Here is a 23,278-nt window from a genome sequence, read left to right as displayed (position 1 = left end):
ATTGATGAATTTTTCAGATTCAAAGAAGCTGATGCTGGCTCAACTTTTAACACCTTTTTTTAGGCTTGCATTTGCTTTTGTTTTAATACCAATATTTCCAGAAGGCAATACTGTTCTTGAAATATTTATCATATCAGAGGTCCTAGCAACTGTTTCTTCAATGGGGAGGCAGTCTTTAATATCTTCTGGCAACGATCATACATACTTTAGCAAGTTAACTGATATAGTTATTCTATTATCTTTAGTATCAATTGTTTTCTATTTTAGTGCAACTAAACAGCAGCAAGAATTATTACCAGCAATTATAGTCACGACTATATCTCTAAGTGGGCTTAATATATTATCTGCATTTTTCTTACGCAGGAGGAATTACAAACTTCTCGTTACAGTGATTTTTTTTAGTTATATAGTATCGTTTTTTAGTTTATATTCGAATTATGCTATAGCCATAGTGTTCGCTTTTTTATATTTTTTTCTTGAGTTTAAGTTGCCACGGTTTTCAAAAAGTACGCAAGATAAGTTTTATTGTGGGGTATCATCGTTTGTTAGCCTGCTAACTCAAAAATTAGATATGCAATTATCAGTCTTATTCTTTGGTGCAGTAATTTCATCTGAAATATTTAAGTTAAATGCTCTTTACTTACCGTTAGCTATAATAGTTAGAGTCTTTTCAAATACTGCGCTAATAACAGGAAATACAACAGTTAAAAAAGGAAGTAAATTTATTGTTTTTTGCTTTATGTTTCCTTTTATCTATACGTCGGTAATGGTGTTTATTTTAGATTATTATAACGTGAGTATACTAGATTCTATGGAAAGTAAAACAATGATTTGGTTTAGTATATTGTTTTCTTGTCTAAATATACCCGTTCGAGAAGTTATTAGCTCTAAAGCAAACTCTGGCAATTTCAAACCTTTACTAGTACTTTCTTTGGTAGGTGTATTTCCTCTAATAATACTGCTTTTGAGTTATTTTTTGATGAGAGATATTAGTATGGAACTCTTTATTTTTTCAGCTTACCTACTTCCTAGATTGCTAATGTGGATTTATGGTGTTTTATTTGTTTATAATCAGGAGAAAGGTAATCATGATAAAGTGTATTGACTTTTTGTCTTACAACTCATCTCATGTTGGCTTTAATAGTTGTGTTTTAAAATCTATAAAAGATGAAATCTATTATGTTTCAGAAAGTAAACACATGAGAGCAGTCGCTGGAAAATTGGATAAACCAATATCAGGGAGAGCATACAAAAAAGGGCTGTTTTGGAAGTATATTAGAGATTTTTATTTTATTAAGGAAGTTTTGAAAAGTGGTGGTTTTGATAAAGTAATCATACTAGGAGCTACTGGAACTCAACTGTTTTTATTGTCATTGATTATGAAATTATTTAAAGCTAAGAGAGAAAAACTAAGGCTTTTTTATCATAGTGAGTTAGAGTTTTTAGATAGCAAAAAAGGTATAAATAAATTATTTGCTAGATTTGCAGTAAAAAACTTTAAGTTGAGTAATTTAATTAAAACGGCAGTGCTAAGTGAGCATATAAAAATGAATATGCTAAAAGTGTCTGACTCATACGCCGGTGTAAAAGTTGTCAGACATCCAATGCCTAGTATTAAAAAAAACTTTGTAATTAAAAGTATAACGAAAGCTCATGAAGATGAGCCGATATATAAGTTAGCTGTAATTGGCTTACTGAGAGGTGACACTAAAGATCTTAAAACACCTATTAAATTACGTAATTTAAAATCAATTGATACTAATTTTTTTGGTAGACTCGGTCCGGAGAGTGATGAAATTGAATTATCCGAAAGTTGTAAAGTTGTAAAGAGCCATTATACGGATGATTGGCTAAAACGGTGTTTGGAAGGTGTAGACTTCCTTCTTCTATCTCCACTTATTAATTCATATAAGTATACAGCATTAGGTACTGTGTCAGATTCAGCTGAGTTTTCTCTTCCTTTAGTATGGATCGAGCATGAAGCATTAAAATCTTATGAATCTTTCCCTTTGGCATGTGTGGTAAATAATTACAGTGATTTTGAAGCTAAGGTACAAAGTTATGAAGTACCGAGTATAAAGAGTGTTAGTGATTGGGTAGATGATTGGAATCATAGTTCAAACATAGAGCTCGATGATTTTATAAAGTAGGATTTCATATGGTTTTTGTAAAGAATTTATTAAAGTTATACAGATTTTTCATATTTAACAAAAAGTATAACGGTTGTTTTAAAGGACAGGATTTTCATTACTCTTTTACATGTGACAATCACAATGGGTTGGATTTTGGTGAAAAAGTATACATTGGTCCAAACTGTCATTTTGATGCGAAGGGAGGAATAGAGTTAAAGGACTACTCTATAATAGCCCCTCATGTTAAGATTTGGAGTTATAATCATGACTTCAAAAGCGACATGATCCCATACGGTAGTGATGATATCTTAAAAAAGGTTGTTATAGGAAAAGGTGCATGGGTTGGTTTAGGGGCTATCATATTACCAGGTACAGAAATTGGTGAAGGTTGTATTATAGGTGCTGGTTCAATTGTTCACGGACAAATACCCCCTTATTCATTAGTTAGACCTGGATATGCTACTATCGAGCCATTGAACATTGAGAAACGCGAAAATTATTTCAAACGGGAATTTTATTGATGTTGTATTTAAAAGCTTTAATTAATAAATTGGCTTTTCTTAAAAGTTCATTATTTAATAATGATAGAAAGTACTATATAGGGTATGTAGGCCGGAAGAACTATGGTGATGATTTACTTTTTGAAATATTTCAATTGATAAATAATAGTGAATATATACCAGTTCTTGATATATTCTCCTTTCAAAAGAAAATTAAAGTGAATGATTTAGTTCTCGGCGGTGGTACTATAATTAACGGTCCAATCTACTTAAAATCAATTAACAAGTTCAAAGTTAAACCTAAACTTACCTTTTGTTCTGGTGTTATCCCTGGTGAAATGTCTAGTGAATGGGTTACTTGTCTGGAAGCTACCAATGTTTATACTAGATCTAAAGAGAGTGCTGAGATGTGCGTTAAATCGGGAGTTAGCGCTAAAAGTTACGTAGATCCAGGGGTTTACACTTCTATTTTATACCCTCAAAGTAATTTTTCTCAAAAATATAGTATAAAAGAAAGTTATTTGCTTTGTCCACATGGTAAGCACTCATCAATGAACTTTTTTATTGAGTTAATAGAATCAATCCTTTCTGATAAAAAGAGAAATGTAACATTGTTTGCATCTAGCTTCGAAGATTTAAAAATTTGTAGGAGCCTCTCTTCATTATTTAATTTAAATGTAATTAAAGGGTGGTTAGATATAACAGAATCTAATAAAGCTATTTGTCAAGCTGATTTTGTTATCTCTACCCGCTTACACCCTTCTGTTGTAGCTGCTAGTTACGGTACACCTTTTTTGATGATTAGTTATGAAGAAAAACAAAAAGAGTTTTTAGGTAGCATTGGGTGTAGTGATAGACTTTTTATTGAAAATGATGAGCTCATAAATGCTTTATATATGAATAATATTAAGCGTGGTATAACAAGCGGTGTAGAGTATTGGCATAAAAGGTATCCTGATTTTATAAATGTATTTGGAAGTTAAGATTTCATTATGCTTACAATCCCGATAGTCATGATATTTTTTATCTCTGTGATAACTTTTTTGGGTATCACTTCTTTGTACTCTTTTTGTGCTGCATTATTGATTGTTCTATCTATTAATTTCCGAGCTTTCTGGGTGGTTGTTGTACCAGCTTTGTTGGTGCAATCAGGATTTGAGAAAACCGTATATTTCGACCGAGAGTTAAGTTTTAACAGCTTATTTGATGTTGCTTTAATCCCTGATTTATGGCTTGTTGTTTTTTTTGTCCGTGGATTATCATCTTCCTTCCTTTCCAGAGGGAAAGGTGGGCTTCTAATAAATGATAAAGCTATTTTTCTTGTGTTTTACATGTTATTGACACTTGTTTTTGGTACGCTTGTATTTAGTATCATTAACGTGCCACTATATACTTTTAATAAAGCACCTCTAAAATTCGTTCTGTTCTGTTGCTTGGCAGTTGTGGTCTATGAAGAAATAAAAAACAAAAATATAAATTATATCCAAGAAGGGTTACTTTTAGCTGTAATTTTAGGAGGGGTTTTTCGTTTGGCATTTTTATACGGTGATGCAGTGAAAGACCCTGGAGTATATACTTTTATTGGTGTTTTTATATCCGTTTTTATGATTGTAAACGGAAGTGGAATAAAAACTAAGCTACCATCTTCTAAATTTTTTTGGTTTGCAATTCTCTTTCTTCATTTGAGCGTCTCTAGAACTGAGATTATTTTATTTGTACTATCTTTGATCCTGTTGATAATAAATTTAAAAAATGTCGGTAGAAATGTTGTTCTAAGTTATTTTGCTATCATTTTTTGCTTTCCTATAGCTTTTTTCTATTAATTAACTTCTCTCCTGAAAGTGTTAGTAATTACTTTAGCCACAAGGTTAGTTTCTTTTCATCACTCAGAGATGGAGCTGAGTTGGGAGACTCAGCTTCAGTTAGGTTGTTTACCTTCTTTAATCTGTTGTTTGGTGAGACTAGTAATTTCATTAATACGCTATTTGGATATGGTTTTTTTGGGTATATTAATTTTAATGAGTTTTATACCGACTCTATAATAAGTGAAGGAGCTTTTTCTTCGGAGGAAATAATAGGGAATAAATACTATAAGCTTCATTTTTTCTTAAATAATGTTGTTTTTTACTTCGGAGTGTTGGGGCTGATTGTTTATAATTTTGTTTTTTATAGATTCTATAGTCTGTCAAAAAAAGGTTTGAGTATTATCGTTATTTTGTATGCTTACTTGAATATCTTTTTTCGACAAGAACTTATAGTTTTATTCCCAATTGTTTTATACGTGTTCTCTTCTGTACAGAAGAAAAATGAGTGTTAGTGAAAGGAATTAATATGATTTTACCAATTATTATGGCTGGTGGTTCAGGTACACGCTTATGGCCATTGTCACGTGGCAACTACCCAAAACAGTTTTTAAAACTAAATGGTGAACAAACTATGCTTCAAGATACGCTAAGCCGTTTAACAGGTTTGTCGCATTCACCTGCAATGTTAATTTGTAATGAAGAGCATCGTTTTATTGCAGCAGAGCAAATGCGCCAGGTAGGTGCAGAGCATGGCGGTATATTTTTAGAACCTGTTGGTCGTAATACAGCACCAGCCATTGCCTTAGCTGCTTTTAAAGCGATTGAAAATAAGCAAGACTCATTACTGCTTGTACTTGCCGCAGACCATGTGATTGAAGATTCGGCAGCATTCCAAGCAAGTGTAAATAAAGCAGCTGAATTAGCAAACCAAGATAAATTAGTTACGTTTGGTATTGTAGGTAACAGCCCTGAAACAGGTTATGGTTATATCAAACGTGGTGAAGCGGTAGAGCATGGTTATGTTGTTGACAGTTTTGTCGAAAAGCCAAACCTAAATACAGCTAAGCAGTATATTGAAAGCGGAGATTACTACTGGAATAGCGGTATGTTTTTATTTAAAGCAAGCCGCTATTTAGATGAGTTAAAAGCATTTCGTCCAGATATCTACAAAGCATGCGAAAAAGCCATTGCAGTACAAAACAGCGATATGGACTTTATTCGCGTAGATAAAACTGCTTTTGAGGCCTGCCCTGATGAGTCGATTGACTATGCAGTAATGGAACACACTAAAGATGCTGTTGTTGTGCCTATGAACGCGGGTTGGAGTGATGTCGGTGGTTTTGCTGCCCTTTGGGAAGTATCTTCACAAGATGAAAATGGCAATGTCTTTAAAGGTGATATAAAAGCGGTAGATACAAGAAACACGCTTGTATTTGGTGAAGACAAACTAGTCGCAACAGTTGGTGTTGAAGACCTGGTGATTGTAAACACAAAAGACGCTGTTTTAGTTGCTCATAAAGATAAATCACAAGAAGTTAAGGCTATTGTAGCCCAGCTAAAAGCTGAAGAACGCTCTGAAGTTACTTTCCACAGAGAAGTGTATCGCCCATGGGGTAAATATGATTCAGTCGATAACGGTGAACGCTTCCAAGTAAAACGTATTACAGTAAAACCAGGTGCTAAGTTATCGGTACAAATGCATCACCACCGCGCAGAGCACTGGATTGTGGTATCGGGTACGGCGAAAGTGCAAATTGATGATACAGAGCAGTATGTAACAGAGAATCAGTCTGTGTATATTCCAATCACAGCGGTTCATGCTTTAGAAAATCCAGGCAAAGTTGACTTAGAGTTAATCGAAGTACAATCGGGTTCGTATTTAGGTGAAGATGATATCGTGCGTTTTGAAGACCGATATGGTCGAGTGAAATAAGCAGAGATACAAATGTTAGAAAAGCAGCTAGTACAGTTCATTTTGTACTAGCTGTATGCTTAATAAAAGAATTAATTAAATAGGTTTTTTATGGATAGCCAGTTAGTTTGCTCTGAAATCATTGCAAAGAGTAGTATTGCGTTTGGTACCAGTGGTGCACGAGGTCTTGTAAAAGATTTTACCATTAATGTAAATGCGGCGTTTGCTTTAGCCTTTATTTCTGCGATAGAAAATGAATTTACTTTTGATACAGTCGCAATTGCGATAGATAACCGCCCAAGTAGTTACGCAGTCGCGCAGGCTTGTGCAGAGGCGCTAAAACAACTTAAATTAAATGTTGTGTATTATGGTGTAGTACCCACCCCTGCACTAGCTTACAAAGCAATGCAAGATAATATGCCTTGCATAATGGTTACTGGCAGTCACATTCCATTTGATCGTAACGGCTTAAAATTTTACCGCCCTAATGGTGAGATCACAAAAGCCGATGAGCAGGCCATTCTAACTAGCAAAGCAATATTCACTGCTTTGCCTGAAAACCTAGAAGAGCTGACTTTAGATACAACTGCCAGCGAATCTTATATTCATCGTTATATCTCACTTTTTAGTGCAGATACACTTAAAGGTAAGAAAATTGGTATTTATGAGCATTCAAGTGCTGGGCGTGATATCTACAAGGCATTGTTTGAACGGCTAGGTGCAGAGGTTATCAGCCTAGGTCGAAGTGATGAATTTGTACCAATTGATACTGAAGCTGTATCGGAAGAAGATAAGCAAAGAGCACTGGACTGGTCTAGTGAATACAGGTTTGATGCAATTTTTTCAACAGATGGCGATGGTGATCGACCGTTAATTGCTGACGAAAATGGCTGTTGGCTACGTGGTGATATACTTGGGTTACTTTGTAGTCAGCTACTAAATATCGAAGCTATCGCAACGCCCGTTAGTTGCAACACCGCTATTGAGAAGTCAGCAAGTTTTAAGCAAGTTAATCGTACCAAAATTGGCTCGCCGTATGTCATTGCTGAATTTGCAAAGTTAGCTGAACAATACTCATCAGTCGCAGGCTTTGAAGCTAATGGTGGCTACTTGTTAGGTTCAGATGTAACATACAATGGTAAGTTACTTAAAGCTCTGCCAACAAGAGATGCTCTATTACCAGCCTTGATTTTGCTAGCGCAACCTGAACATATATCTGAGTTGCTTCTAAAGCTACCACAACGGTTTACAGCCAGTGATAGAATCCAGAACTTTCCGAGTGAGAAAAGTTTGTCATTGATTGAATTATTAAAGCGAGATGCGCAGGCTTTTTTACTTAAAATCGGTTATAAAGAAAGTTATGAGCAGGATTCAACTGATGGATTACGAATTACTTTATCATCAGGAGACATTGTTCACTTAAGACCGTCAGGAAATGCGCCAGAGTTGAGGTGTTATGCAGAATCGAAAGATGAAGCTCTTTCTGCAAATTTGGTATTGAGTGCTTTACAAGTGGCAAAAACTATTAGTTAGTTAAACACACGGAAAGAGAATGAATAAAATTGGATCTGATTTGGTTAGTATTATAATGCCTGCATATAATGTAGCTGGTTTTATAGCAGAATCAATAGAAAGTGTGATAAAGCAAAAAATGCAAAGCTGGGAACTTATTATTGTTGACGATTGCTCTACAGATCAGACTGTAAGTGTTATCCGTAATTTTTTGGTCGATAAGCGAATTAAGTTAATTCAAAATAACTCAAACCTCGGTGGTGCAGGCTCTCGAAATGTGGCTATTGAGCATGCCCAAGGTAGATATGTTGCTTTTTTAGACTCTGATGACCTCTGGACGACAGATAAGCTTGAAAAACAAATTAATTTTATGCAAAAAAACAACTTTGGTTTCTCGTTTTCTGGGTACTCTACGATAGATGAACAAGGGATGTTACAAGAACGACTTAGCGTGCCAGAAAAGGTCAATTTTAAAAAGTTATTAAAACATAATTATATCGGCTGCTTAACTGCAATTTATGATACTCAAGTATTTGGTAAAATTTACATGCCGTTAGTTAGAAAACGGCAAGACTTTGCTTTGTGGTTGGAATTATTGAAACAATTTGATTATGCATATGGATTGCAAGATAATTTAGGTTTTTACCGTATTCGTACAGGCTCACTTTCTCGGAGCAAGTCTGATGCATTTAAATACTATTGGCGTGTATTACGTGATGTAGGTAATTGCGGTTACCTTTCTGCTTCATATAATTTATCTTGTTATCTGTTTATTGTGTTTTTGAAAAAAAAAGCATACCGCTCTCTATCATAAACTATTTATTAATTAGACATTCTGTGAAAAATATATTATTAACCGGAGCTACAGGCTTTGTAGGAAAAAATTTATTTATAACGCTAAATAATAACTTTAATGTTGCTCTGGTATTTCGAAGTTCAACTGAATATTTTGAGTGTGCTAATAGAAAATATAAAGTTAGTGACTTTTCGGCAGAGACTGATTTTACAAGATGTTTGAATGAAATAGATTGTGTAATTCACTTGGCGGCAAGGGCACATATCCAAGGAAAAAAATCAGAGACAGCGTTAGATGAGTTTAGAAAATCGAATGTTTTTGCAACTTTAAAACTAGCTGAGCAAGCAGCTAAAAGCGGTGTGAAACGATTTATTTTTATTAGCTCAATTGGGGTTAATGGTGTATCAAACTCAACCCCTTTTATCTACTCCGATGACCCTAACCCTACAGAGGATTATGCTGTTTCTAAATATGAAGCCGAAATAGGCTTAAAAAAAATAACTAAAAAGACAGGAATGGAGGTCGTTATAATTCGCCCTCCACTTGTATATGGTAAAGGTGCTCCAGGTAATGTTGGTACACTTTTGCAAGTTGCAGAAAAAAACTTACCACTGCCTTTAGGTTTAATTAACAATCAACGTAGTTTTGTTGCTATTGATAACTTAGTTGATCTTATAGTTACTTGTATTGATCACCCTGATGCTGCTAATCAGACTTTTTTAGTCAGTGATGATGAGACAATCTCTACATCTAATTTGTTAAAGAAGTTAACTTTAGCTGCTGGTAAACAGCCTTGGTTATTACCCGTTCCGGTGTCACTTTTGAAGCTTGCAGCTTCAGTTTTTGGTAAAAAAGCAGCTGTTGAGAGATTTTCAAGTTCATTAACTGTTGATATTGAACATACTAAAAAAACATTGAATTGGAAGCCCCCGATTACTTTAGATGAAGGTATTCGTCGCTGCTTCAAATGACTTTATATAATTAATGGATTTATAAATGATACGCTTACTCGACTTTTTGTTTTCACTATTTGGTTTGTTATTTGCGTTACCATTTTTAGTGATTTTATACATTATTGGTTTGTTTGATACCGGCTCACCTATATTTACGCAACAGCGTGTTGGCCGTAATAAAAAACCATTCACTCTTGTTAAGTTTAGAACCATGACTGTAGATACTGCATCGGTTGCTAGCCACTTAGCAAGCACAGCATCAATAACCCCATTTGGTGGTTTTTTACGTAAAACAAAGTTAGATGAACTGCCACAACTTTGGAATGTTTTAAAAGGTGAAATGAGCCTAGTAGGCCCACGCCCAGGTTTATTTAACCAAGAAGAGCTAACCCAAGCACGTGAGGCTAAAAATGTATTTGCAGTACGACCAGGAATCACCGGCCTTGCCCAAGTAAACGAAATCGACATGTCGACCCCTGAATTACTCGCAAAGACAGATCGCGAGATGATAGATACCCTAACTATAGGAAACTACTTTAAATATATACTAATGACAGTAACAGGTAGTGGTAGCGGGGATAGGGTAAAGTAGATACGAGGTAAAAGTATAAAGGTAAAAGATGAAAGTCAAAGCTTAAACAGAAAAGTTAAGAGGCGAAAAGCAAGTTATAAGGGATTTTATGCAGTTTGAAGATTTAGCCGTATGGCAACGCTCTGCTGACTTGGCGTGTGATATTTATAAACACTTTAAATCAAGTAAAGAGTTTGGGCTGAAAGATCAAATTACTCGCTCAGCTTTATCTATTTCTTCAAATATTGCAGAGGGGTATGAGAGGAAGACACCTAAAGATTACTTACGTTTTCTTTCATACTCCAAAGGTAGTTGTGGTGAATTACGTTCACAAATTTATATTGCAGTTAAAATTGGCGAGATTGACATAAAAACATCTGAAGCTTGGATCGAAGAGACAAAGCAGCTCTCCAAAATGTTATCAGGTTTAATGAAATCGATTGAGTCATGGGATTAGGATAGTAAGCTACCTTTGACCTTTGACCTTTGACCTTTGACCTTTGACCTTTGACCTTTGACCTTTGACCTTTGACCTTTGACCTTTGACCTTTGACCTCTCCTAATTTTATTTAAATCAATAACTAATGATTATGTATTGGTTTGTGGTGATCTTAATCGTTTAGAGTTATAATTAATGAAATTTTAACAATTATAGGGCTACAGTATTAGCTCTTTAATTTTTTAACTAATAGTGTACAAGAAAAGGGAACTTGTTGTGGATAGTTTCATCCGATCTATTTTAAATGCCTCGCGTGCTAAAAAGCGTGCGATCACCTTGTTTATCGATTCACTTTTTATTGCTGCTGCATTTTGGCTTGCGCTTATTGTGCGTTTAGACAGCCTAGCACCTTTTAGTGAAGCTGATAACTGGTTACTTTTAGCGATGTTAATCCCCACGGCGTTAATTGCATTTATTAATTTAGGCTTATACCGCGCTGTATTGAGGTACATGAATGCTCAAGCATTATGGGCCATTGTGCTGGGTACAGTTATAACTACGGTAAGCTTAGTGTTGCTGTCGTTTTTTGTTGGTATTACTATTCCGCGCACTATGCCGTTTATTTTTGCTTGGCTATGTTTATTGACTGTGGGCGGAGCGCGAATAGTCGTGCGTGCGATGATAGGTAAAATGGCCACTGCAAATAAAGAGTCTGTTATTATTTATGGTGCAGGCTCTGCTGGTAGGCAGCTTGCAACCGCACTTGGTGCTGGGCCTGAATATTATGTACGCGCTTTTATTGATGACGATGTAACCAAGCAAGGCTCGATAATTCAAGGTGTTCCAGTAATTAATTTTAAAGATATTTACGAGCTTATAAATAAAGGTAAAGTGACTAAAGTGTTACTTGCATTACCAAGTGCTAGCCGTGCACGTCGTAAAGAAGTACTCGCCCAATTAGAGCCGTTAACTATTAAGGTTTTATCTATCCCTGGCATGGCCGATGTGGTTGAAGGTAAAGCGCAGCTTTCTGAATTTAGAGAAGTCGAAATTGAAGACTTACTAGGCCGAGATCCTGTCCCTCCAAAACCTGATCTTATGCAAGCTAATATCGCTGATAAAGTTGTTATGGTAACTGGAGCTGGTGGGTCTATAGGCTCAGAGCTGTGTAGGCAGATAGTTAAGCAAAAACCAAAAGCATTAGTATTATTTGAAGTTAATGAGTTTGGTTTATATTCAATCGAAAAAGAGCTGTGCGAATATATTCAGCATAATCAACTCGATGTTAAGCTAATTCCTTTAATGGGCTCTGTACAGCGTATTAACCGTGTTGAAACGGCAATGGTGACCTTTGGTGTACAAACTGTTTACCACGCTGCAGCGTACAAGCATGTACCACTAGTTGAACATAATGTGGTTGAAGGTGTACGTAATAATGTGTTTGGCACTTATTATGCTGCAAAAGCTGCAGTAAATGCCAAGGTTGAAACCTTTGTTTTAATTTCCACTGATAAAGCAGTACGCCCTACAAATGTAATGGGAGCAACCAAGCGCATGGCTGAGCTGGTACTACAAGGTTTGGCGCAAACAAAAGGTAAAGAGCATCGCACTCGTTTTTGTATGGTACGTTTTGGTAATGTACTTGGTTCGTCTGGCTCTGTTGTACCATTATTCCGTCGTCAAATTAAAGAAGGCGGCCCAATTACGCTAACCCACCAAGATATCACCCGCTTTTTTATGACCATACCTGAAGCTGCGCAGCTAGTAATTCAGGCTGGCTCTATGGGGAAAGGAGGCGATGTATTTGTGCTCGATATGGGCGACTCGGTCAAAATTAAAGATTTGGCGAGCAAAATGATCCGCCTGTCGGGCTTTGAAGTGAAAGACGAAAACAACCCACATGGTGATATTGAAATTTTATGTACAGGCTTACGCCCAGGTGAAAAGTTATATGAAGAGCTATTAATTGGCGATAACGTAGGCGAAACACCGCACGAACGTATTATGACCGCCAGCGAAGCAATGCTGCCACTACCTGAGCTAAAAGTATTTTTAGAAGCGTTTGATATTGCTTGCCATAACTTTGATCACGAAATGATCCGCCAGCTATTGTTAGATGCACCAACAGGCTTTAATCCTACAGATGGTATTTGTGATTTAGTATGGAATGCTAAAAAAAGCGCGCAACTTGAAAGCGCCCCTCAAGCGAACGTGGTTAATTTGAAGGGGTAAAGGGAAAAGAAATAGCCGCGAGTTACGGGTTACGAGATGCGAGACATAATAAGAGCAAAGGGAAAAGGTTAAAGGGAAAAGGTAAAAGGGGAAAGGTTAAAGGAGTTAGGTGTCTTGGCTTTTGTGGGAACAGGCTTTAGCCGTGATTGTTTTTGGTTATGTGTTAAAGCTCATCGGCGCTAAAGCGCTCTCCTACAACCATTAAAGATTAGGGGCTAGGATTCATAGCTCGGAACTCGTTACCCGCAGCCCGTCTCCGGCAGCCCGTATTTTAATAGCTTTAGTGCTAAGCGGAATAAGCTTAAGCTTGGAAGCAAAATTTAAGATGTTTAAGGAATTTAAAATGAAAATTGCAGTTGTTGGTACAGGCTATGTGGGCTTGTCTAATGCGATGTTACTTGCGCAACATAATAAAGTAGTTGCACTGGATATTGATGAAAAAAAAGTTGCACTTTTAAAAGATAAGCAATCACCGATTGTTGATGTTGAAATTAGTGATTTTTTACTAAATAAACAACTCAACTTCACGGCTACCACTAATAAAGAATCTGCACTTGTTGGTGCTGAATTTATTATTATCGCCACGCCGACGGATTATGACCCAGAAACAAATTACTTTAATACCAACAGTGTTGAATCTGTAATTAAAGATGTATTAAAAATTAACCCTGCAGCCACTATGGTGATAAAGTCGACTGTACCAGTTGGCTATACTGAATCTGTTAAAGCAAAGTTTGCGACTGACAATATTGTATTCTCGCCAGAGTTCTTGCGTGAAGGTAAAGCCCTTTACGATAACCTACACCCATCACGTATTATTGTGGGTGAGCAAAGTGAACGTGCGAAAACGTTTGCTAGTTTGCTAGCGCAAGGCGCAGTAAAGCAAGATATTGAAACTTTATTCACTGACTCAACAGAAGCTGAGGCAATTAAGCTGTTCTCTAATACTTACTTGGCTATGCGTGTTGCCTACTTTAATGAGCTTGATAGCTATGCTGAAAGCCATGGCTTAAATGCAAAGCAGATTATTCAAGGGGTAGGGTTAGATCCTCGTATTGGTAATCATTATAATAACCCGTCATTTGGTTATGGTGGTTACTGTTTACCTAAAGACACTAAACAATTATTAGCAAACTATAAAGATGTGCCAAATAATATGATTGGCGCCATTGTTGATGCTAACACCACCCGTAAAGACTTTATTGCCAATTCGATTATTAAACGCAACCCCAAAGTGGTTGGCGTGTATCGCTTAGTAATGAAAACAGGTTCAGATAACTTTAGAGCCTCAGCTATTCAAGGCATTATGAAGCGTATTAAAGCGAAAGGCATTGAGGTAGTTGTTTATGAACCAGCATTACAAGAAGAAGCCTTTTTTAATTCACGTGTGATGAAAGATCTTAATGAGTTTAAACAGCTTGCAGATGTTGTGATATCAAACCGTATGGTTGAAGAGCTAAGTGATATTGCAGATAAAGTATATACCCGCGACTTGTTTGGTAGTGATTAAAATAAAGGTCAAAGATAAAAGGTTAAAGGTTAGAGAAATAGCCGCGAGTTACGGGTTACGAGGTGCGATAAATAGCAAGAGCAAAGGGAAAAGGGAAGAGACTAGGGGCTAGGTGTCTTGGCTTTTGTGGGAACAGGCTTTAGCCGTGATTGTTTTTGGTTATGTGTTAAAGCTCATCGGCGCTAAAGCGCTCTCCTACAACCATTAAAGACTAGGAGCTAGGATTCATAGCTCGAAACTCGTTACCCGCAACCCGTGGCTTTTCTCTTTGTGTAACTAGTGTTTATAATTTTGCCGAAGCCCGAAGCCCGAAGCCCGAAGCCCGAAGCCCGAAGTCATTCACTTCCTATAAAGCTTCACGTTGTTAACTTAAATTGAATTAAATATTTTAAATAAAGGACTAACTATGAAAGCTGTCATCCCTGTTGCTGGCCTTGGTACGCGTATGCTGCCAATGACTAAAGCGATTCCAAAAGAAATGCTACCTTTGGTAGATAAACCACTCATTCAATATATTGTTAATGAATGCGTTGCCGCGGGTATTAAAGACATTGTGCTTGTTACACATAGCTCTAAAAATGCCATCGAGAATCATTTTGATACCAGCTTTGAGCTTGAAGCAACACTCGAAAAACGTGTAAAACGTACGCTACTTGATGAAGTGCGTTCAATTTGCCCTGTTGATGTAACTATTATGAGTGTTCGCCAAGGTGAAGCAAAAGGCCTAGGACATGCTATTTTGTGTGCCAAGCCAATTATTGGTGATGATGATTTTGTAGTTTTACTGCCAGACGTAATATTAGACGCTTATACCGCAGACCAAAAAACTGAAAACTTGGCTGCAATGATCAAACGTTTTAATGACGTTAAAGCAAGCCAAATTATGCTTGAGCCAGTACCTGAACAAGATGTTAGCAAATATGGTATTGCGGATATTGATGGCGCGGTGATTAGTGCAGGTGAAAGCGCGAAAATTAAAACTATGGTTGAAAAACCAAAAGTGGCAGATGCGCCATCAAACTTGGCGGTTGTTGGCCGTTATGTACTATCAAAAACTATTTGGCAATTACTCAGCAAAACGCCTGTGGGTGCTGGTGGCGAAATTCAATTAACAGATGCGATAGACATGTTGATGAAAATTGAAACAGTTGAAGCATTTCACATGAGTGGCCGCGCCCATGATTGCGGCGACAAACTAGGTTATTTAAAAGCGATTGTGGAATACAGCATGCGCGACGAAAACCTAGGAACAGACTTTACAAGCTTTGTAACTGAATTAGTTAACCCTAAAAAAGCAAGCCACCTAAAAGCAGTTTAAGTGTAACAGGCTACGAGTTTCGTGCTTCGAGCTACGGCTACGATATAATCGTAGCTTAGGCTCGGGTGCTGTATGCTACACTCTTCAATTAAATCATAGGTGCATAATTATTTGGTCGTTTTTGCAAGGAAGTAACAACACTAGGGTATGTGATGAAATATGAAAGTTTAGATGTATGGAAGAAATCTTTTTCATTAAGTTTATTGATATATCGTGTTTTTAATGATTTACGAGATTTTGGCCTTAAAGATCAAATGTGCCGCAGTGCTGTTTCTGTACCAAGTAATATAGCAGAGGGATATGAACGCTATTCCGATAAAGAAAGAACCTACTTTCTTTCTGTGGCAAAAGGCTCTGTAGGAGAATTAAAAACACAACTTATGATTGCTTTTGAACTCGGTTATATTAATCATGAGCAAGCAGAGTTTGCATTAAATGAGTGCGAAGTAATTGGAAAGATGCTTGGTAAATTGATTTATGTAATCAAAAGCTCATGAGACCCTCACAACTTCCACTACACCTTATAATAAAATCCAAAGGCTAGGCTAAGTTGTTTGCTCGCAACCCGAAGCCCGCAACCCGAAGCTCGCAACCCGCAACCCGAAGCCCGCAACCCGAAGCCCGCAACCCGAAGCCCGCAACCCGAAGCCCGCAACCCGAAGCCCGCAACCCGAAGCCCGCAACCCGAAGCCCGCAACCCGAAGCCCGTAACCCGAAGCCCGAAATCCGAAGCCCGTAACCCGAAGCCCGCAACCCGAAGCTCAAAGCTCGTAACCCGAAACCCGAAGCCCTTAACTTAACTGTGCTATTTCAATTTCAGTCCCTTCTCCTAGGATCTTTTTATATTTCTGTGCTAATGCTTGTTTTGCATTTTCGTCACCGTGAACAATTTTTATTAATGTTGGCTTTTTGCGCATGCCGGTTACGAATTTAATTAAACCATTTTGATCTGCGTGGGCGCTGTAGCCGCTGATAGTGTGTATTGCTGCGTTAATGGTGATCTTGCGATCGTTTATATGAACATAACCATTACTTGGGCCGTAGGTTTGAATGTCGTGGCCAAGCGTACCACGGCCTTGGTAACCTACAAAAATGACATCGGTGGTTTTATCGGGCAAAAAGCGCTCTAAATAATTGACGATTCGACCGCCGGTGCACATGCCGCTGGCGGCAATAATAATGGCTGGTTGTTTGCGGTTACTTAAATAATTAATAATGGCGATATGCTCTTTATGGCTGTCAATGGTATGTAGTTGTGCAAAGTTTAATGGATGACGCCCCTTGGCTAGGCGTTTTTTGGCTTCATCATCCCATAATGTTTTGAAATTACGGTATTCAACAGTAAAGTTAGCCGCCATGGGAGAGTCAACTATCACCTCTAAATTGCGCCAAGGTGAGTTTTTAGCAGCGCTATGAATTATTTGCTCTAGTTCATATAGCAGCTCTTGGGTACGGCCAATGCTAAAAGCGGGTACTAACACAACGCCGTTGTCGGCCACGGCTTTTTCAATGACTGTTTTTAGAGTTTGTGTACGTTCTTTTCGGCCTTGATGGTTTTTATCACCATAGGTTGATTCGATCACTAATGTGTCTGCTTTATAAGGTGCTTTTGGTGACGGCAACAATGGAGTGTGTGGGGCGCCTAAATCTCCAGAGAAAACAACTCTATGTGTGTTTGGTTTTTTACCTATATCAATCTCAACATAAGCTGAGCCTAAAATATGCCCCGCGCGTTGTAAGCGGGCTTTTGCGGTTGGCTCGTTGTGGTTACTGGGTAAATAAAACCAGTTATTAAATGCGACAGCGGTTATGCGCTTATTGAGTAGGCTTAAACAGGCGTTGATAATTTTTTGATCCCGCGTTACGCCAACTTTAAGTGCATCTTCAATTACTAAGGGTAATAAACTGGCCGATGCTTGTGAGGTAAAAATAGGGCCTGCAAAACCCGCAGCGAATAAATAAGGAATGCGGCCAACATGATCAATATGGCAATGTGTAACAATAAGCGCTGTAATTGTTGATATATCAAAGTCGATAGCCAAACTTGGCCCTGAATCTTCACCTTGGAATAACCCACAGTCAATCAAAACCGCTGAGTGTTGTTCGTAATTTAGCTGGTGGCAAGAGCCAGTAACTCCGTTCACCGCTCCATGGTGGATAATTTTCATCGTCGTCCTTATTTTAATTATATAAATTAGAAACAAGGTTAGGGTAAAACGAGCAAAATTAAAAGCTAAGCTCGCGCTTACAAACTTTGTTACATATTTAAACCGTCTGTTTTGGCTTATCGGTTTATTGTTGTATTGAACAGGTTTAAGATGGGCTACCGAATATTCTAGTTCAATACTTTTTTAGTGGCTGAATATTCAAACGATAACTAACAAACGAGACAATCATGAAAAAAGTAACGCTTACTGCAGCAAGTATTGCACTTGCTTTGGGGTTAGTCGGCTGCGGCGATAAACAAGAAACCACAAAAAAAATCGAAGTCGCTCAAGTTAGCGCACCTACAACGCAGCTTAATTCAGGTATTGAATTAGCAAATATGGACAAGTCGGTCCGTGCTCAAGACGATTTTTACTATCACGTAAATGGCCAATGGTTAGCTAGTACCGAAATCCCAGGCGATAAGTCTAATTATGGTTCGTTCTCACAGTTATACGATGATTCGCAACAAGCGATGAAAATTGTGCTTGAAAAAGCGGCTGCAAATACCGCAGTTAAAGAGGGCACGGATGAGTATAAATTAGGTGCATTCTTTAAAAGCTACATGAATGAAGCAAAACGTAATGAGCTAGGCATTACCCCGTTAAATGCGCCTTTAGCTGCAATTGATGACGTAAAAAATAAGTCAGATTTAGTGGCGCTTATGGCTAAAATTCGTATGCAAGGCGGTGCCGTGCCATTTGGTTGGTATGTAAATAACGATGCTAAAAATTCTAGCGAAAATGCCTTATATGCTTATCAATCAGGTTTGGGTTTACCTGATCGTGATTATTACTTAAAAGATGACGAAAAGTTCACAAAGATCCGTGCGCAGTATCAAGTTTACGTGGCTGATATTTTAACCCACGCTGGTGTTAAAAATGCAGACGAAGCTGCCAAAGCTATTATTGCCCTAGAGACTAGCATTGCCGAAGCACAGTGGACGCGTGTTGAAAGCCGTGATGCAACCAAGTCTTACAATAAAATGAGCGTTGCTGATGCAAGCAAGTTAACCGGTGAGTTTGACCTTGTTGAATACTTTAAAGCGTCAGGCGTGAATACTGCCGATATTATTGTTAGCCAACCGAGCTACTTTGAAAAATTTGCAGATATTTATAAAACAACAGACTTGGCAACGTGGCAACAGTATTTAAAATTCCACTTAGTAAGCAACTATGCCGGTGTGCTAGATAAAGAATTGGTTGATTTAAACTTTAATTTTTATAGCACCACATTACGTGGTGTAAAAGAGCAAGCGCCACTTTGGAAGCAAGCTGTTGATGCCTCTAACGCAGTATTAGGCGAGATTTTAGGTAAAGTTTACGTTAAAGAAAACTTTCCACCAGAAGCGAAAGCTCGCATGGAAGAGTTAGTTGATAACGTGATCAAAGGCTACGCTGTAGCAATTGAAAACCTAGAATGGATGAGCCCTGAAACTAAGCTTGCCGCGAAAGAAAAACTCGACAAGTTTACGCCAAAAATTGGTTACCCAGATAACTGGAAAGACTACTCACAGTTAAGCATTAATGCCGATGATTTGGTCGGTAATTATATTCGCCACAGTGAGTGGGCTTATGCGGATATGATCGACAAGTTAGGTAAGCCAGTTGATCGCTCTGAGTGGCACATGACACCACAAACAGTAAATGCTTACTACAATCCGGTGAATAACGAAATAGTATTCCCTGCGGCAATTTTACAACCGCCATTTTTTAATTTAGAAGCTGATGATGCGGTTAACTACGGTGCCATTGGTGCAGTAATTGGCCATGAATTGGGCCATGGTTTTGATGACCAAGGTGCTAAGTATGATGGTGACGGCAATTTACGTGACTGGTGGAGCGAGTCAGACCTTAAGCAGTTTGAAGAGCGTACAGGGCAGTTAGTGGCGCAGTACAACGAGTACAAACCATTCGAAGATGCCAGCGTTAATGGCCAACTTACGTTAGGTGAAAATATTGGTGATTTAGGTGGCTTAACGGTTGCTTATACTGCATACCAATTATCACTCGGCGATGGTAAAGCACCAGTGATTGATGGCTACACTGGCGAGCAGCGCTTTTTTATGGGCTGGTCGCAAATTTGGCGCCGTAAATATCGTGATGAAGAGCTACGTAACCGCTTAATGACAGACCCTCATTCACCTAGTCATTACCGCGTAATTGGGATTTTGTCGAATATGCCGGAGTTTTACCAAGCGTTTGATGTAAAAGAAGGCGACAAAATGTATATCGCCCCAGAAGAGCGTGTAAAAATTTGGTAATTAATTTTTAATGTATAAAAAACGGTGGCTCAGGCCACCGTTTTTGTTAGAGGTTAGAGGTTAGAGGTTAGAGGTTAGAGGTTAGAGGTTAGAGGTTAGAGGTTAGAGGTTAGAGGTTAGAGATTAGAGGTTAGAGGTTAGAGATTAGAGGTTAGAGGTTAGGTGTCTTGGCTCTTGTGGGAACAGGCTTTAGCCGTGATTGTTTTTGGTTATGTGTTAAAGCTCATCGGCGCTAAAGCGCTCTCCTACAACCATTAAATACTAGGAGCTAGGATTCATAGCTCGAAACTCGTTACCCGCAGCCCGTGGCTTTTCTTCTAGTGGTGAACATAAACCTGCGCGAGGTAAACTCGCGCCTACGGGTTTGCACCGGTGTTTGGGTTATTGTAGGCGCGGCTTTATCCCGCGCAAAGATTTAAGTGAATTATTCACAAAGAGGGTAAGAGGCGCTGCGCTGAAGAGGTTAAAGGTAAAAAGGTTAAAAGGAGCTAAGTGTTTTCATAGCTCGAAACTCGTTACCCGCAGCCAGTGGCTTTTCTTCTAGTGGTGAATATAAACCTGCGCGAGATAAACTCGCGCCTACGGGTTTGCACCGGTGTTTGGGTTATTGTAGGCGCGGCTTTATGCCGCGCAAAGGTTTAAGTGAATTATTTACAAAGAGGTTAAGAGACGCTGCGCTTTAGAGGAGAAAGGTAAAAGGTTAAAAGGAGCTAAGTGTTTTCATAGCCCGCAGCCCGTGGCTTTATGCCGCGAAGGTGTAAAGTTTCATGGCTAAAGCCATTTCCTACGTTACGGTGTTAACCTAAAATCTAAAATCTAAAATCTAAAATCTAACATCTAACATCTAAAATCTAAAATCTAAAATCTAACCTCTTACCTCTTACATCTTACATCTTACATCTTACATCTAAAACCTAAAACCTATCCCTATGCTAGATCTGGTGGTTGAAACTGGTAGACTCGGGCTATTAATGATTAAACGGTACAAAAATGAAAACTAAAAATCATCACCTAAGTTTAGTGGTTCTGGCGGGGGGGTTGGGCTCTCGTTTTGGTGGTAATAAGCAAATAGCAGAAATCGCAGGGCTTGGCTGTACTATTATGGAGCTTAGTATTGCTGATGCGGTTACTGCTGGGGTTACTCAAGTTGTATTAGTGATCAACCAAGCTGTGCGAAACGAAATAGAGCAAGTGATTCTACCGCGTTTACCTGCGGGGGTTGATGTTGTTTTGGTGGAGCAGAGAATTGATTTAGTACCTGAGCAGTACCAAAATTTAGTGCAACAACGAGAAAAACCGTGGGGTACGGGGCATGCGTTATTGTGCGCTAAAGAATTTATTCATAACCCTGCTATTGTCATTACCGCTGATGATTATTATGGCGCGTCTTCATTTACTTTACTTGCTGAACATTTTAAAAACTCCAATAGCTGGGCGATGGTTGGGTATCCAATTATTGACACGTTATCAGCACAAGGTGGTGTAAACCGTGGCGTTTGCCAAGTTGAAAATAATCAATTAAGAGATGTTGTTGAGTATTTAAATATACAAATTGAGCAAGGGCACATAATGGGTGATAATCCACACGGACAGCGTGAGAAAATCGCTTTAGATGCTTTGGGATCAATGAGTTTTTGGGGCATTACCCCCGCACTTTTTGATGCGCTTGAAATTGGCTTTACGGAGTTCCTGCAAAAATATGACAACGGTGTCAAGATCGAGTATTATTTACCAGATCAAATTCAGCATGTGATCACATCTAATCAACAAAAAGTTACTATTTATACTGCACAAGAGTCTTGGTATGGAGTAACTTATAAATCAGAATTACAGGATGTTACAGGTAAATTATATGAACTACGTCACGGATGAGTTAGCCCCGATCATGCCTTTTCCTGGGCACAATAATAGCGAAGTAAGTATGAAGTCAAATTCCCTTGCGGTTTACTTGTCTGAAAGTTTTGGCCTTGGCAATGAAAAAGTCAGCATGAAACCAATTGGTAGTGGTCATATCAATACCACTATGTTGTTAACTGCACCTAAAAAATCTTTAGTCGTGCAAAAGTTAAATACAGAGGTTTTTCCTGAGCCTGACATGCTGGTAAAAAATGCCCGTTTAATCGAGCAGCATTTAACTAAAAAGCGCCAGTCGGGTGATTATGATTTAGCCATTATTCGTCATGTTCCTACTGTTGAAGATGGGTATTTAGTTGATTGTGATAATGGCGTTTGGCGTGCACTCGAATTTATTGGCGGCAGTTACAGTGAAGATGTGGTGCTAAACACTTCGCAAGCGCAAACTGCGGCCAATGCATTTGGTCAATTTGCTGTTGCATTAGAAGACTTTGATGCCAAGCAATTGCATCATGTTATTCCTGATTTTCATAACTTAGCGATGCGAGCCGAAAAACTTAAAGCAGTGGTTGCCAATGACCCTGTTAATCGTTTAGCTAGTTGCCAAGCAGAAGTTGATTTTTGTATGGCGCAGTTTGGGTTAATTGATGAGCTAAAATCGTTAGCAGGTAATGTACCTGTTAGACCTTGCCATAATGATACTAAAATTAATAATATGCTGTTCTGTAATAAGTCACATGATGCCAAGGCGGTGATTGATTTAGACACATGTATGCCAGGTTACTGGCTGTATGATTTTGGTGATATGGTGCGAACTTTTTGCTCGCCAGAGCAAGAAGACTCAACCAATTTAGACAATGTGTGCGTTCGCGAAGAAATTTTTGAAGCCGTGGTTAAAGGTTATGTTGAGCCTTTAAAAGATTTAATTACCGAGCAAGAAAAACAGAGTTTTTGGTTAGGTACTAAAGTGATGACCTTTATGATTGGTCTGCGCTTTTTAACTGATTACATTGATGGCGATCACTATTTTTCAATTAAGCATGCTAACCATAACTTAGAGCGAGCACAGAATCAGTTTGCTTTATATCGTGATATTCTTGCCAAAAAAAGCACACTTAAAGCTATTTTAAGAGATGTGTAATAAAGGTTAAAGGTTAAAGGTCCTGAATTGTTTGATAGTTATGGCTTTTTTGTTTTGGTAATTAAATAAGCCTGAGACGAAGCAGCCGTATGCACGCACTATGAAGTGCTTTAGCACAGTATCAGCCCCTTACTA

The 23,278-nt window shown here is 38.2% G+C and carries 19 protein-coding genes; 18 read left to right on the top strand and 1 reads right to left on the bottom strand.

Going from position 1 to position 23,278, the window contains the following annotated elements:
- Positions 1 to 4 precede the first annotated feature (4 nt).
- From KAN5_RS12285 to KAN5_RS12215, 15 genes are all read left to right on the top strand, one after another.
- A complete protein-coding gene (locus tag KAN5_RS12285; protein ID WP_244389814.1) occupies positions 5 to 1,105 on the top strand; it encodes a hypothetical protein in 1,101 nt (366 codons plus the stop codon).
- A complete protein-coding gene (locus KAN5_RS12280; protein WP_244389813.1) occupies positions 1,089 to 2,150 on the top strand; it encodes a hypothetical protein in 1,062 nt (353 codons plus the stop codon). The genes KAN5_RS12285 and KAN5_RS12280 overlap by 17 nt, the downstream gene beginning before the upstream one ends.
- A gap of 8 nt (positions 2,151 to 2,158) precedes the next feature.
- Positions 2,159 to 2,653 carry an acyltransferase gene (locus KAN5_RS12275; RefSeq protein ID WP_244389812.1) on the top strand — a complete coding sequence of 165 codons (495 nt, stop codon included), beginning with the start codon at positions 2,159 to 2,161 and terminating at the stop codon, positions 2,651 to 2,653.
- Complete coding sequence (locus KAN5_RS12270) at positions 2,653 to 3,615, top strand: polysaccharide pyruvyl transferase family protein (protein WP_244389811.1); 963 nt, start codon at positions 2,653 to 2,655, stop codon at positions 3,613 to 3,615. Before KAN5_RS12275 ends, KAN5_RS12270 begins: the two co-directional genes overlap by 1 nt.
- Positions 3,616 to 3,624: 9 nt before the next feature.
- The gene (locus tag KAN5_RS12265; RefSeq protein WP_244389810.1) at positions 3,625 to 4,455 is read left to right on the top strand and encodes a hypothetical protein; all 831 of its coding nucleotides are present in this window, start codon (positions 3,625 to 3,627) and stop codon (positions 4,453 to 4,455) included.
- A 508-nt stretch (positions 4,456 to 4,963) separates the two neighbouring features.
- The gene (locus tag KAN5_RS12260; RefSeq protein ID WP_244389809.1) at positions 4,964 to 6,370 is read left to right on the top strand and encodes a mannose-1-phosphate guanylyltransferase/mannose-6-phosphate isomerase; all 1,407 of its coding nucleotides are present in this window, start codon (positions 4,964 to 4,966) and stop codon (positions 6,368 to 6,370) included.
- A gap of 90 nt (positions 6,371 to 6,460) precedes the next feature.
- Positions 6,461 to 7,882: a phosphomannomutase gene (locus KAN5_RS12255; RefSeq protein WP_244389808.1), complete on the top strand. Its 1,422-nt coding sequence runs from the start codon at positions 6,461 to 6,463 to the stop codon at positions 7,880 to 7,882.
- Between the two features lie 19 nt (positions 7,883 to 7,901).
- The gene (locus tag KAN5_RS12250; RefSeq protein ID WP_244389807.1) at positions 7,902 to 8,675 is read left to right on the top strand and encodes a glycosyltransferase family 2 protein; all 774 of its coding nucleotides are present in this window, start codon (positions 7,902 to 7,904) and stop codon (positions 8,673 to 8,675) included.
- A gap of 23 nt (positions 8,676 to 8,698) precedes the next feature.
- On the top strand, positions 8,699 to 9,628 hold the full coding sequence (locus tag KAN5_RS12245) for an SDR family oxidoreductase (RefSeq protein WP_244389806.1): 930 nt from the start codon (positions 8,699 to 8,701) through the stop codon (positions 9,626 to 9,628).
- A 25-nt stretch (positions 9,629 to 9,653) separates the two neighbouring features.
- Entirely contained in the window at positions 9,654 to 10,202 is a 549-nt protein-coding gene (locus tag KAN5_RS12240; RefSeq protein WP_244389805.1) for a sugar transferase, read from the top strand.
- Positions 10,203 to 10,290: 88 nt separating this feature from the next.
- On the top strand, positions 10,291 to 10,638 hold the full coding sequence (locus tag KAN5_RS12235) for a four helix bundle protein (RefSeq protein WP_244389804.1): 348 nt from the start codon (positions 10,291 to 10,293) through the stop codon (positions 10,636 to 10,638).
- 258 nt (positions 10,639 to 10,896) lie between these two features.
- Positions 10,897 to 12,852, top strand: coding sequence for a nucleoside-diphosphate sugar epimerase/dehydratase (locus KAN5_RS12230; RefSeq protein ID WP_244389803.1), 1,956 nt, complete (start codon positions 10,897 to 10,899; stop codon positions 12,850 to 12,852).
- Positions 12,853 to 13,195: 343 nt separating this feature from the next.
- Complete coding sequence (locus tag KAN5_RS12225) at positions 13,196 to 14,362, top strand: nucleotide sugar dehydrogenase (RefSeq protein ID WP_244389802.1); 1,167 nt, start codon at positions 13,196 to 13,198, stop codon at positions 14,360 to 14,362.
- Positions 14,363 to 14,768: 406 nt separating this feature from the next.
- Complete coding sequence (gene galU, locus KAN5_RS12220; protein ID WP_016710104.1) at positions 14,769 to 15,680, top strand: UTP--glucose-1-phosphate uridylyltransferase GalU; 912 nt, start codon at positions 14,769 to 14,771, stop codon at positions 15,678 to 15,680.
- 152 nt (positions 15,681 to 15,832) lie between these two features.
- Entirely contained in the window at positions 15,833 to 16,177 is a 345-nt protein-coding gene (locus KAN5_RS12215; protein ID WP_029216255.1) for a four helix bundle protein, read from the top strand.
- Between the two features lie 294 nt (positions 16,178 to 16,471).
- Here the strand turns inward: KAN5_RS12215 and KAN5_RS12210 are convergent, their stop codons facing one another.
- Entirely contained in the window at positions 16,472 to 17,848 is a 1,377-nt protein-coding gene (locus KAN5_RS12210) for an MBL fold metallo-hydrolase (protein WP_244389801.1), read from the bottom strand.
- Between the two features lie 227 nt (positions 17,849 to 18,075).
- Between KAN5_RS12210 and KAN5_RS12205 the strand changes: the two genes are divergently transcribed.
- The 3 genes from KAN5_RS12205 to KAN5_RS12195 all read left to right on the top strand — a co-directional run bounded on the left by KAN5_RS12205 (position 18,076) and on the right by KAN5_RS12195 (position 23,143).
- The gene (locus KAN5_RS12205; protein ID WP_244389800.1) at positions 18,076 to 20,148 is read left to right on the top strand and encodes a M13-type metalloendopeptidase; all 2,073 of its coding nucleotides are present in this window, start codon (positions 18,076 to 18,078) and stop codon (positions 20,146 to 20,148) included.
- A 990-nt stretch (positions 20,149 to 21,138) separates the two neighbouring features.
- On the top strand, positions 21,139 to 22,020 hold the full coding sequence (locus tag KAN5_RS12200) for an NTP transferase domain-containing protein (RefSeq protein WP_244389799.1): 882 nt from the start codon (positions 21,139 to 21,141) through the stop codon (positions 22,018 to 22,020).
- A gap of 49 nt (positions 22,021 to 22,069) precedes the next feature.
- Positions 22,070 to 23,143 carry an aminoglycoside phosphotransferase family protein gene (locus KAN5_RS12195; protein ID WP_029216254.1) on the top strand — a complete coding sequence of 358 codons (1,074 nt, stop codon included), beginning with the start codon at positions 22,070 to 22,072 and terminating at the stop codon, positions 23,141 to 23,143.
- Positions 23,144 to 23,278 lie beyond the last annotated feature (135 nt).

Source organism: Pseudoalteromonas sp. KAN5 (genome assembly GCF_022846535.1).
In the GTDB taxonomy this organism is placed as follows: domain Bacteria; phylum Pseudomonadota; class Gammaproteobacteria; order Enterobacterales; family Alteromonadaceae; genus Pseudoalteromonas; species Pseudoalteromonas haloplanktis.
Note: the sequence above shows the minus strand (reverse complement) of the source record. Positions and strands in the feature narration are given on the sequence as shown.

Coding starts and splice junctions, on each gene's coding strand:
- KAN5_RS12260 (WP_244389809.1), top strand. CDS start 4,964: ATGATTTTACCAATTATTATGGCTGGTGGTTCAGGTACACGCTTATGG.
- KAN5_RS12200 (WP_244389799.1), top strand. CDS start 21,139: ATGAAAACTAAAAATCATCACCTAAGTTTAGTGGTTCTGGCGGGGGGG.
- KAN5_RS12225 (WP_244389802.1), top strand. CDS start 13,196: ATGAAAATTGCAGTTGTTGGTACAGGCTATGTGGGCTTGTCTAATGCG.
- KAN5_RS12210 (WP_244389801.1), bottom strand. CDS start 17,848: ATGAAAATTATCCACCATGGAGCGGTGAACGGAGTTACTGGCTCTTGC.
- KAN5_RS12270 (WP_244389811.1), top strand. CDS start 2,653: ATGTTGTATTTAAAAGCTTTAATTAATAAATTGGCTTTTCTTAAAAGT.
- KAN5_RS12215 (WP_029216255.1), top strand. CDS start 15,833: ATGAAATATGAAAGTTTAGATGTATGGAAGAAATCTTTTTCATTAAGT.
- KAN5_RS12285 (WP_244389814.1), top strand. CDS start 5: ATGAATTTTTCAGATTCAAAGAAGCTGATGCTGGCTCAACTTTTAACA.
- KAN5_RS12250 (WP_244389807.1), top strand. CDS start 7,902: ATGAATAAAATTGGATCTGATTTGGTTAGTATTATAATGCCTGCATAT.
- KAN5_RS12280 (WP_244389813.1), top strand. CDS start 1,089: ATGATAAAGTGTATTGACTTTTTGTCTTACAACTCATCTCATGTTGGC.
- KAN5_RS12240 (WP_244389805.1), top strand. CDS start 9,654: ATGATACGCTTACTCGACTTTTTGTTTTCACTATTTGGTTTGTTATTT.
- KAN5_RS12195 (WP_029216254.1), top strand. CDS start 22,070: ATGAAGTCAAATTCCCTTGCGGTTTACTTGTCTGAAAGTTTTGGCCTT.
- KAN5_RS12265 (WP_244389810.1), top strand. CDS start 3,625: ATGCTTACAATCCCGATAGTCATGATATTTTTTATCTCTGTGATAACT.
- KAN5_RS12255 (WP_244389808.1), top strand. CDS start 6,461: ATGGATAGCCAGTTAGTTTGCTCTGAAATCATTGCAAAGAGTAGTATT.
- KAN5_RS12275 (WP_244389812.1), top strand. CDS start 2,159: ATGGTTTTTGTAAAGAATTTATTAAAGTTATACAGATTTTTCATATTT.
- KAN5_RS12235 (WP_244389804.1), top strand. CDS start 10,291: ATGCAGTTTGAAGATTTAGCCGTATGGCAACGCTCTGCTGACTTGGCG.
- galU (WP_016710104.1), top strand. CDS start 14,769: ATGAAAGCTGTCATCCCTGTTGCTGGCCTTGGTACGCGTATGCTGCCA.
- KAN5_RS12205 (WP_244389800.1), top strand. CDS start 18,076: ATGAAAAAAGTAACGCTTACTGCAGCAAGTATTGCACTTGCTTTGGGG.